11 protein-coding genes are annotated in these 8,728 nt (G+C 74.8%); 2 read left to right on the top strand and 9 right to left on the bottom strand.

Annotated features, from left to right (window positions below; translation table 11 throughout):
* The first annotated feature begins 160 nt into the window (after window positions 1-160).
* Entirely contained in the window at window positions 161-994 is an 834-nt protein-coding gene (locus O2W15_RS19605) for a hypothetical protein (protein ID WP_269180607.1), read from the top strand.
* 8 nt (window positions 995-1,002) lie between these two features.
* On the opposite strand, the gene O2W15_RS19600 is transcribed toward O2W15_RS19605, so the two are convergent.
* The 8 genes from O2W15_RS19600 to ssd form a co-directional block, all read right to left on the bottom strand.
* Complete coding sequence (locus tag O2W15_RS19600; RefSeq protein ID WP_269180606.1) at window positions 1,003-1,641, bottom strand: ribonuclease D; 639 nt, start codon at window positions 1,639-1,641, stop codon at window positions 1,003-1,005.
* Window positions 1,614-2,180, bottom strand: a complete 567-nt coding sequence (locus tag O2W15_RS19595; protein WP_269180610.1) for an Rv3654c family TadE-like protein — start codon at window positions 2,178-2,180, stop codon at window positions 1,614-1,616. The genes O2W15_RS19600 and O2W15_RS19595 overlap by 28 nt, the downstream gene beginning before the upstream one ends.
* 8 nt (window positions 2,181-2,188) lie before the next feature.
* A complete protein-coding gene (locus O2W15_RS19590; protein ID WP_269180605.1) occupies window positions 2,189-2,575 on the bottom strand; it encodes a TadE family type IV pilus minor pilin in 387 nt (128 codons plus the stop codon).
* Window positions 2,576-2,581: 6 nt separating this feature from the next.
* On the bottom strand, window positions 2,582-2,818 hold the full coding sequence (locus O2W15_RS19585) for a DUF4244 domain-containing protein (RefSeq protein WP_269180604.1): 237 nt from the start codon (window positions 2,816-2,818) through the stop codon (window positions 2,582-2,584).
* A gap of 141 nt (window positions 2,819-2,959) precedes the next feature.
* Window positions 2,960-3,694: a type II secretion system F family protein gene (locus O2W15_RS19580; RefSeq protein ID WP_269180603.1), complete on the bottom strand. Its 735-nt coding sequence runs from the start codon at window positions 3,692-3,694 to the stop codon at window positions 2,960-2,962.
* Window positions 3,691-4,488, bottom strand: a complete 798-nt coding sequence (locus O2W15_RS19575; protein WP_269180602.1) for a type II secretion system F family protein — start codon at window positions 4,486-4,488, stop codon at window positions 3,691-3,693. Before O2W15_RS19575 ends, O2W15_RS19580 begins: the two co-directional genes overlap by 4 nt.
* Entirely contained in the window at window positions 4,485-5,639 is a 1,155-nt protein-coding gene (locus O2W15_RS19570; protein ID WP_269180601.1) for a TadA family conjugal transfer-associated ATPase, read from the bottom strand. The genes O2W15_RS19575 and O2W15_RS19570 overlap by 4 nt, the downstream gene beginning before the upstream one ends.
* The gene (gene ssd, locus O2W15_RS19565; RefSeq protein WP_269180600.1) at window positions 5,636-6,730 is read right to left on the bottom strand and encodes a septum site-determining protein Ssd; all 1,095 of its coding nucleotides are present in this window, start codon (window positions 6,728-6,730) and stop codon (window positions 5,636-5,638) included. Before ssd ends, O2W15_RS19570 begins: the two co-directional genes overlap by 4 nt.
* A gap of 125 nt (window positions 6,731-6,855) precedes the next feature.
* Here ssd and O2W15_RS19560 point away from each other — a divergent pair, with 125 nt between their 5' ends.
* On the top strand, window positions 6,856-7,713 hold the full coding sequence (locus tag O2W15_RS19560) for an HAD family hydrolase (protein ID WP_269180599.1): 858 nt from the start codon (window positions 6,856-6,858) through the stop codon (window positions 7,711-7,713).
* Window positions 7,714-7,733: 20 nt separating this feature from the next.
* On the opposite strand, the gene O2W15_RS19555 is transcribed toward O2W15_RS19560, so the two are convergent.
* A complete protein-coding gene (locus O2W15_RS19555) occupies window positions 7,734-8,723 on the bottom strand; it encodes an aldo/keto reductase (protein WP_269180598.1) in 990 nt (329 codons plus the stop codon).
* Window positions 8,724-8,728: the final 5 nt, after the last annotated feature.

The raw sequence follows: 8,728 nt of genomic DNA, 5'->3' as shown, positions 1-8,728 counted from the left end.
GGGCTGGCATCGTCCGAAGCTCGCCAGTTCTGGCTGGCCCAGCTCGAAGGAGTGACCGAGGACACAGAGGCCGACCTGCTGGGCCGCACGCCAGAACTGTCAGACCCTGCCCGTACGTTCGCGCTTGAGGTTCTCAAGATCAATAGGAAGAGGCTGCTTCATGACCGCGACTGAGACGGTGGCGGCGCCGGACGACCAGAGCCGACCGACCGTGGGGCGTCGTCTGGCTGTCACGTGGCAACACCCGGTCAGCCGGGACATCAGTCCCGTCGGACTGCTCGAGTACGACGGTCATCACTACCGATTCGACTACATCCGCAATGCCGAGACGACACCTGACTTTGTTCCCCTCCTAGGCTTCCCGGACCTGCACCGGGCTTACGAGTCGCCTCACCTTTTCCCACTGTTCGCTCAGCGAGTTATGGATCCACGCAGACCGGATCACGCACGCTACGTTCGCCGACTGGGCTTGCCCGCCGACGCCACTCCGTGGGAGCAGATGAGCCGCTCAGGTGGAGGGCGCCAGGGGGACGTACTTCAACTGTTCCCGGAGCCACAGGTTCAAGCCGACGGTCGAGTGGCCTGCGACTTCCTGGTTCACGGCATTCGCCATGTACCCGACCGACCCCTGGTACTAGAGGGCCGAGAGCGGATTGTTGATGTCGCCAACCTGGAAACTCATCTCGCAGCGTTAAGGCACGGCGATCCGCTACAGCTAGTGCGCGAGCCGCAGAACCCGGCGAACGCGCAGGCCGTGATGGCTGTGACGGCTGGTGGTTTTCCGTTGGGCTGGGTGCCCAACCTCTTGCTCGATGATCTGTACGAGTTCTGCGGCGGAGAGCCCGAGACGGCCGACGTGGTGGTACAGCAAGTCAACGGTCCCGACGCACCATCCCACCTTCGACTACTTGCGAGACTCACCACCGAATCTAGCTCGGGATATCAGCCGTTCACTGGAGCTTCCTGGGAGAAACTTGCGGAGTCACTCAGCTGAAGCGCTGACTAATACGCAAATACGTCGGGGTATCCACCCGTTTCTAGAACAGCCTGCGCGGGAAGGAAATCGCAGCATCGATCGTACAATTGACCGCGACTATCCCGACGTAGCGAGTAATCAAGGATGTCGAATAGCGACAACAGGTAGCGCACGTCGTTGGCCGCGTACTGCAGTTGTTCGTCGGTGAGCGATGTCGCTGTCCACTCGCTGGTGCGAACAGCTCCCTTCGCCAAGGTCACGTCCAAGTGGCTGCGCAAAAGCGATGCGAGACTGTGCTCACCAGGTGGCGCGTCGGGGCGAAGTAATTTTGACGCAATCTTGGTGCATCTAATGCTCGCGGGATTCATAGACCATCGGTGCACCAGGAAACTTAAATCAAACGGTGCATGGTGGAACACTTTCAGCACACTTGCATCCTCGAGCAAGTCCACGAGAAGCGCGGGACGACTGTCGCCGACGCGAATGATCACCGCACCAACGCTGGGCGCATACAGCTGCACTGTCCCGATCACGTTGACGCGCCAGTCCAACCCCGAAGTCTCAAGGTCGCATGCCACTACCGCTTCGCCGCGCAGTCGCTGCGCAACGACATGCGACAGGTCCCGGTCCAACACCGTCAATCGCGGGTTCGTCGACACAGACACGCAGACCTCCTCAAGGTTGGGTCCACTCTCGCACCCCGTCGGTCACGGATCGGCGACGGACGCTCCGCCAGGCGACCAAGGCGGCGAGCGGTCTCCCGTCGGACACGCACCCTTAGGCCGGGGTGCGCGTCCGACGAGTCGGCTCCTCCGCCGTCTGACTGCTCCGGAGCCGGTTCGGTGTCCGGCGGTGCCGGACCGGCGCGCGCCCGGGCCGGGGCGTCGACGACGCCTAGTGGACCCAGCCGGACGGGGACGTGCACCCGCACCTCGACGACCGCGCCGGAAGTGACGGCGCACGAGTCCACGACGGCCTCGTTCGCCGCGGCGACCTCCTCGGCGACCGCGCAGGCGGCCGGGTCGCCCAGCACGGCCCGGCCGGCGGCGGCCAGAGCCACGAGGTCGGCCGCCGAGGTGGCGCGGTGCCGTGCCACGACCGCGGCGCCGACGAGCACTGTGGCGACGCCGACCAGGGCGAGCAGCCCGGCCAGCGCGACCATCCACACGGTGGCCGAGCCGCGCTCCCCGTCGTCGGCCGGCACGCGCCCGGTCACGGCGAACCGCCTGCCGCCGGTTCGCGGACGCCTGTCGCCGTCGCCGTGACCTCCACCCGCCAGGGCAGCGGGCCGAGCGGGGCGACCGTGGCCGCGACGGTGACCCGCACCGTCTCCCCCACGCCCAGGTCCGTGGTCGCCCCGTCGGGGGCGGCCTGCGCCGCCAGCTCGTGCACCACGGCCGCCGGCTCGCCGCGTGCCGCCGCCCGGGCCCCCTCCCGGGCGGCGTCCACGCAGCGCAGCTGGGCACCGACCACGACGACCGCCGCCACCGCCCCGGCCAGCACCAGCAGGAGCACGGGCAGCACCACGGCGGTCTCCGCGGTCACCATCCCGGCCTCCCGGGAGCCGCCGAGCCGGCCGGCGCGGTCGGGTGTCGACACGTCGACTCAGGCGAGCGTGGCGAGCGCGGTCTGCACGAGCTCGCCCAGCGCCGCGACCACCGATCCGCCGGTGACCACCTGGTAGAGCACGGCGGCGAAGGCGCAGGCGGCCACCGTGCCGACGGCGTACTCGGCGGTGCTCATGCCCTCCTCGCCGGCCACGCGGGCCTCCGACCAGCGCTGGGCCAGCGCCGCGCGCCGGCGTCCGGTGGGCCGTTCCTCGTTCTCCGGCTGGATCTCCATGTGTCCTCCTCCGCCGGACCGCCTGCCGGTCCGTCGACCCGAGCCTGGTGCCGGCGAGGGCGCCACCAGGTCGCTGCGGCCGGGTTGTGGAGGACGCCCGCGGTTGTGGACGCCGACCGGCACGACGGCGGTGACCGTGACTCAGCCGAAGACGTCGCCGCCGATGCCCAGCACCATCGGGACGACGCCCAGGCACAGGAAGGCGGGCAGGAAGCAGAGCCCCAGCGGCGCCAGCACCCACACCCCCGCCCGCTGCACCGCGGCCTCGGTCTGACTGCGGCCGGCGCTGCGCAGGTCGGCGGCGAGCCGCTGCAGGGCCGGGACGACCGCCGAGCCCGACTCACCGGCCCGCACCACCGTGCGGGCGAGCGCGTCGACCGGCGGTGGCGCTCCCGCCCAGGCCCGGCGCGGGGCGGCGCCCAACCGGTACAGCGCCCCCGCCTCGACCAGCCGATCGCCGAGCGGACCGGGCACCGCCTCCCCGACCGCCGCGACGGCCGACCCGACCGGGGTGCCGGCCGCCAGACAGACGGCGAGCAGGTCACAGGCCACCGGCAGGTCCCGGGCGAGGGCTCCGGCGACGGCCGGTGGCGCACTGGACCGCCGGAGCAGCCGGTCCAGCCCCGCGGCCACGCCCAGCCCGACCAGCGCGGCCGGCAGCCCGGCACCGAGCACCAGGAAGGCCGCCAGCCCGCCCAGGCCCGCCTCCACCCGGCGTCGCGCCGCCCCGGGTGGGCCGCTCGTCGACCGCCAGGGCCGACCGCCGTCTCCGGGGACGGCGAGCAGGAACCGCACCCGGTCCCGGCGGCCGGCCCCGGGGGGCACCCACAGCAGCAGCGCGCCGGCCAGGACGAGGACGGCCCAGACACCGTTCACTGCGCCACCGCCCGCCGGACCAGCCGGGCCGACCAGGTCAGCCCGGCCAGTTCCAGTGCCACGCCGAGCACCAGCAGCGCCGTCCCCGCGCCGGTGGTGGTGAGCACCCGCCACGGGTCGGCGCCCACCCCGCTGCCCATCAGCAGGCCCAGCAGCGGGAGACCGGCGAGCACGGTGGCGCTGGCCCGCGGCCCGGCGACCGCAGAACGCAGCTCCTCCCCGGCCCGCAGCCGGGCTCGCAGGTCGTCCTCGACGGCGGTGACCACCCCGGCCAGCGAGCAGCCGGTGCGGGTGCTCAACCGCACCGCGGCCGCGATCCGCACGAGCGCCCGGGCCGACTCGTCCGTCGCCGGCCCCGTCGGCGGGTCGCCCAGTCGCAGGACCGGCTCGAGCGCCCGCGCCATGCCGGCGTCCGGGCAGCCGTCGACCGCGGTGGTGGCCGCCTCCGGGAGTGGTCGCCCGGCCCGCACCTCCGCGGCCAGCACGCCGAGCGCCTCCACGAGGGCCCGGGTGCGCCGCTCTCCGGCGGCTGCCCGGCCGCGCGCCTGCAGGGCCCGGCCGGCGACGACACCGCAGCCGGCCGCCACCCCGGCCACGACCGGGGTGGACAGCAACGCCCCGGCTCCCCCGCTCACCAGCGCGAACACCCACGGTCCCGCCGGGCCGCCGGCCAGGGCGCGGAGGTCCGGACGCACCCCGCCCCACCCCAGCTCGGTGAGCCGTCGCGGCCGGCCGCCGGCGCCCGACGGCCAGGCCAGCAGCGCGACCCCGAGGACCAGCAGGGCCGGGCTCATCCGGGCACCCGCACACCGAGCAGGTCGGCGAGCTCGCCGCGCGCCGGGGTGGGGCTGCCGTCGGCCCGCCAGCCCGCGGCCACCTCGATCAGCTCCCCCTGCCGTCGGACCACCCCCAGCTCGGCCACGCCCCGTCCCGCCGGGCTCCGCCGCAGGTGCACGACGAGCGCGAGCGCGGCCGCCGCCTGGCTGTGCACCGCGGCCCGGCCGAGGCCGGCCGCACCGCCGAGGGCCTCGAGCCGGGCCGGCAGGTCCGCGGCCCGGTTGACGTGCACCGTGCCGCAGCCGCCGTCGTGCCCGGTGTTCAGGGCGGCGAGCAGGTCGACCACCTCGGCGCCGCGGACCTCGCCGACGACCAGCCGGTCCGGGCGCATCCGCAGGGCCTGCCGCACCAGGTCCCGCAGCGTGACCGCGCCGGCGGCCTCGACGTTGGCCGGCCGGGTGAGCAGCCGGACGACGTGCGGGTGCCGTGGGGTCAGCTCGGGTGCGTCCTCGCAGAGCACCAGCCGTTCCCCCGGATCGACCAGCCCGAGCAGTGCGGAGAGGACCGTCGTCTTCCCGGTGCCCGTGCCGCCGGTGACCAGGAACGCCAGCCGCGCCCGGACGGCGGCCGCCAGCAGCTCGGCGCTGGCGCCGGGCAGGGCACCGCGGTCGGAGAGGTCGGCGAAGGAGAGCGCCGCCCGGCGCAGCACGCGCAGGGACAGGCAGGTGCCCGCCCCGGACACCGGCGGCAGGACCGCGTGCAGCCGGGTGCCGTCGGGGAGGCCGGCGTCGACCCACGGCGCCGCGTCGTCGAGCCGGCGGCCGGCAGCGGCGGCCAGCCGCACCGCGAGCCTGCGGACGGCGGCCTCGTCGGGGAACCGGACGTCGACCGGCTCCAGCCCCTCGCCCCGGTCGATCCAGACCTCGCCCGGCCCGTTGACCAGCACGTCGGTGACGCCGGGCGTGCGCAGCAGCGGCTCCAGGACGCCGGCCCCGGCGAGCTCGTCGGTGGCGGCCCGGACGGCGTCGAGCACCCCGCGGTCGCCCAGCAGGCCGCCGGACTCCTCCCGGACCAGGGCCGCCACGGCCGCCGGGCTGGGGGCGCCCACGCCGGTGGCGAGCCGGGCGCGCACCCGCTCCACCAGCGGTGGCGCCGACTCTCCGGTCACGCCGCGCGCCCGGCCAGCTCGGCGAGGAGCAGCCGGCTGAGCCCGCCGAGCGGGGACCGGGCGGCGACGGACGGTGGTTCTCCCCGCTCGCTGCGCGGTGCCGCCGACCGGTCGGCGGCGAGCTCGGCGAAGACCGGCCGGCCGACCACGTCGGCCACCTCGGCGCGGCTCAGCCCCCCGGGGACCGGCCGGCTCACCACGAGCGCCGCCGACCAGGGCCGCTGGTCCCCCTCCAGCAGGGCGCGGGCGGCGGCTCCGGCCCGCAGCCGGGCCGGTACGAGCAGGACGCTGAGGTCGGCCTCGGCGAGGAGCGCCTCGGCGGCGGGGCTGCGGACGGGCAGGTCGAGCACGACACCGCACCCGCTGGCCCGGGCTCCTGCGCAGACGGCCAGCAGGGCCTCGGCGGGCAGCTCCTGGGGGTGTTCCCGGGAGGCGGAGAGCACCGCGACCCCGGCGACCTCGGGCAGGGCGGCGGCGAGCGCCGGGCCGGCCACCCGTCCGCTCACCCCGGCCAGCTCCGGCCAGCGCAGCCCGGGCTCCCGCTCCGCCCCGAGCAGCAGGTCCAGGCCGGCGGCCCAACCGTCGCCGTCGACCAGCAGCACGCCGCCGTCGCCCGCGCTGCCCGCGGCGACCGCGAGCGCCGTCGCCAGGGTGCTCGCGCCGGCGCCGCCGCAGGCACCGCCGACCACGGTCAGCCAGCCCGGCCGGGCGGGGGCCTGCACCGCCGCGGCCACCCGCTCCACCAGCCACGCCTCGTCCCGGGGCAGCACCACCACCCGTTCGGCGCCGAGCTCGACGGCCGCCGGCCACACCTCGGCCGCGGGCTCACCAGCGGCGACCACCAGCACCCCGGGGCGCCGCGGCAGCGCCCGCACCGGCGCACTGCCCAGCACCTCGGCGCCGAGGAGCACCAGCGGCGCGTCCCGGTGGGCGCGGCGGAGCGCACCGCCTCCCGTGGTCAGCTCAGCGGTGGCACCGGCGGCGGCGAGCAGCCGGAGCAGGTCGTCGAGCAGGCCGGAGTCGGTGCTCAGGACCAGCGGGTGGGCGGGGACGGCGGGCGCGGAGCCGGGGGCTCGCGAGGCAGCGGACACCCACCCAGCGCAGCGCGCCGGTCGACGCCGGCCCAGCTCTGGACGGCATCTGTGGACAACCCCTCCGGGTGTGGACGACGGTGTGCCCACCCCCCTGGACTGCCGATCCCCTTACCGTGTGCGATGTGACCCGCGCTGCGGCGTTCTTCGACCTGGACAAGACGGTCATCGCGAAGTCCAGCACGTTGGCCTTCGGACGACCGTTCTTCCAGGGTGGGCTGATCAACCGGCGAGCCGTCCTCAAGGGCGCCTACGCGCAGTTCGTCTTCTCCCTGGCCGGCGCCGACGCCGACCAGATGGAGCGGATGCGGCGACAGATCACCGCGATGACCACGGGCTGGGACGTCGCCGTCGTGCACGAGATCGTGCGGGAGACGCTGCACGGCATCGTCGACCCGCTCGTCTACGCGGAGGCCGCCGACCTCATCGAGGAACACCAGGCGGCCGGCCGGGAGATCGTCATCGTCTCCAGCAGCGGGGCGGAGATGGTGGAGCCGATCGGCGAGATGCTCGGGGTCGACCGCGTCGTCGCCACCCGGATGGTCACCGTCGACGGGAAGTACACCGGCGAGATCGACTACTACGCCTACGGCGAGAACAAGGCCGCCGCGATGCGCGAGGTGGCCGCCGAGAAGGGCTGGGACCTGGCCGACTGCTGGGCCTACAGCGACTCGATCACCGACCTGCCGATGCTCGAGGCGGTCGGCCACCCCACCGCCGTCAACCCCGACCGGGGGCTGCGCAAGGCCGCCGCGGAACGGGGCTGGCCGGTGCTCGAGTTCACCCGCCCGGTCACCCTGCGCTCCCGCTTCTCCGGCGCCCGGACGCCGGTCGTCACCAGTGCCGCGGTCGGCGTCGGGGCCGCCGTGGCCGGGCTGGCCTGGTTCGCCCGGCGGCGCACGCTGCGGGCGCTCCCGGCCGTCGCGCTCGCCGCCCCCGTCGTGGTGCCCCCGACCGGTCGTCGTCGGCGCCGCGGCGCCTGATCGGACCGACCGGCCTCGACTCAGCCGCCGATACGGCCGCGGAGCTCCGCCACCTTCTCCCGCACCTGGTCCGAGACCGTGCGGGCGGTGGAGACCGGCTGGAAGTCCTGCGCGGCGGTGGTCAGCGCCTGCTGCTCCGCCGGCGTCAGCTCCAGCTCGGCGGCCGCCACGTTCGACTCCAACTGCTCGACGCTGGACGCCCCCGGGATCACGACCACCTGCGGCAGGCCGAGGAGCCAGGCCAGGGCCACCTGGGCCGGCTTCGCCTGGTGCGCAGCGGCCACGTCCCGGAGCAGCTGGAGGAGCGGCTCGGCCCGGCTCAGGTTCTCGGTGCCGAACAGCGGGTTCATCGCCCGGACGCCCCCGGGGCGGTGGTCGGCGGAGTAGCGGCCGCCCAGCAGGCCCTGGGCGAGCGGGCTGTAGGCGATGACCACCCGGTTCTCGCGCTCGGCGAAGGGCACCAGGTCGGCCAGCGGCCCGGCGTGCGCCAGGGAGAACTGGACCTGGTTGCTCACCACCGGGCTGCCCAGGGCGCGGTCGGCCGCCTGCCAGCGCTCCAGCGAGTAGTTGGAGACCCCGACGGCACCGATCACGCCGTCGTCGAGGAGGGCGCGCATGCCCGGCATGATCACCGAGTCCGGGACCAGTGGGTTGGCCTGGTGCACCTGGTAGAGCGGGATCCGGTCGAGCTGCAGCCGGCGGGCGCTGCCGGCCGCGCGGTTGCGGACGACCGCCGGGAACGGCGCCACCGGGAAGACCTTGCTGGCGACGACCACCTCAGACCGGTCGGCGCCGAGCGCCTCGGCCAGGATCTTCTCGCTGCGGCCGAAGCCGTACACCTCGGCGGTGTCGAACAGCGTGACGCCCAGTTCGCGGGCCCGCCGGACGATGTCGCGCGCCGCCCCCACGGCGTAGTCGTCGCCGTAGCCCCATTCCCGGGAGCCGAACTGCCAGGTGCCCAGTCCGACCCGGCTGACCTGTCCCAGGCCGTCGACCTCGAGGAAGCGCATCCGCC

This window comes from Modestobacter sp. VKM Ac-2979 (assembly GCF_026967995.1).
Classification (GTDB): Bacteria; Actinomycetota; Actinomycetes; order Mycobacteriales; family Geodermatophilaceae; genus Modestobacter.
The sequence above is the reverse complement of the archived record's forward strand: the minus strand, read 5'-3'. Positions and strand labels throughout refer to the sequence as shown.

Bases quoted from the DNA above. Each gene is read 5' to 3' on its own strand.
- O2W15_RS19605 (WP_269180607.1), top strand. From the start codon at position 161: ATGACCGCGACTGAGACGGTGGCGGCGCCGGACGACCAGAGCCGACCG.
- O2W15_RS19585 (WP_269180604.1), bottom strand. From the start codon at position 2,818: ATGGAGATCCAGCCGGAGAACGAGGAACGGCCCACCGGACGCCGGCGC.
- O2W15_RS19575 (WP_269180602.1), bottom strand. From the start codon at position 4,488: ATGAGCCCGGCCCTGCTGGTCCTCGGGGTCGCGCTGCTGGCCTGGCCG.
- O2W15_RS19555 (WP_269180598.1), bottom strand. From the start codon at position 8,723: ATGCGCTTCCTCGAGGTCGACGGCCTGGGACAGGTCAGCCGGGTCGGA.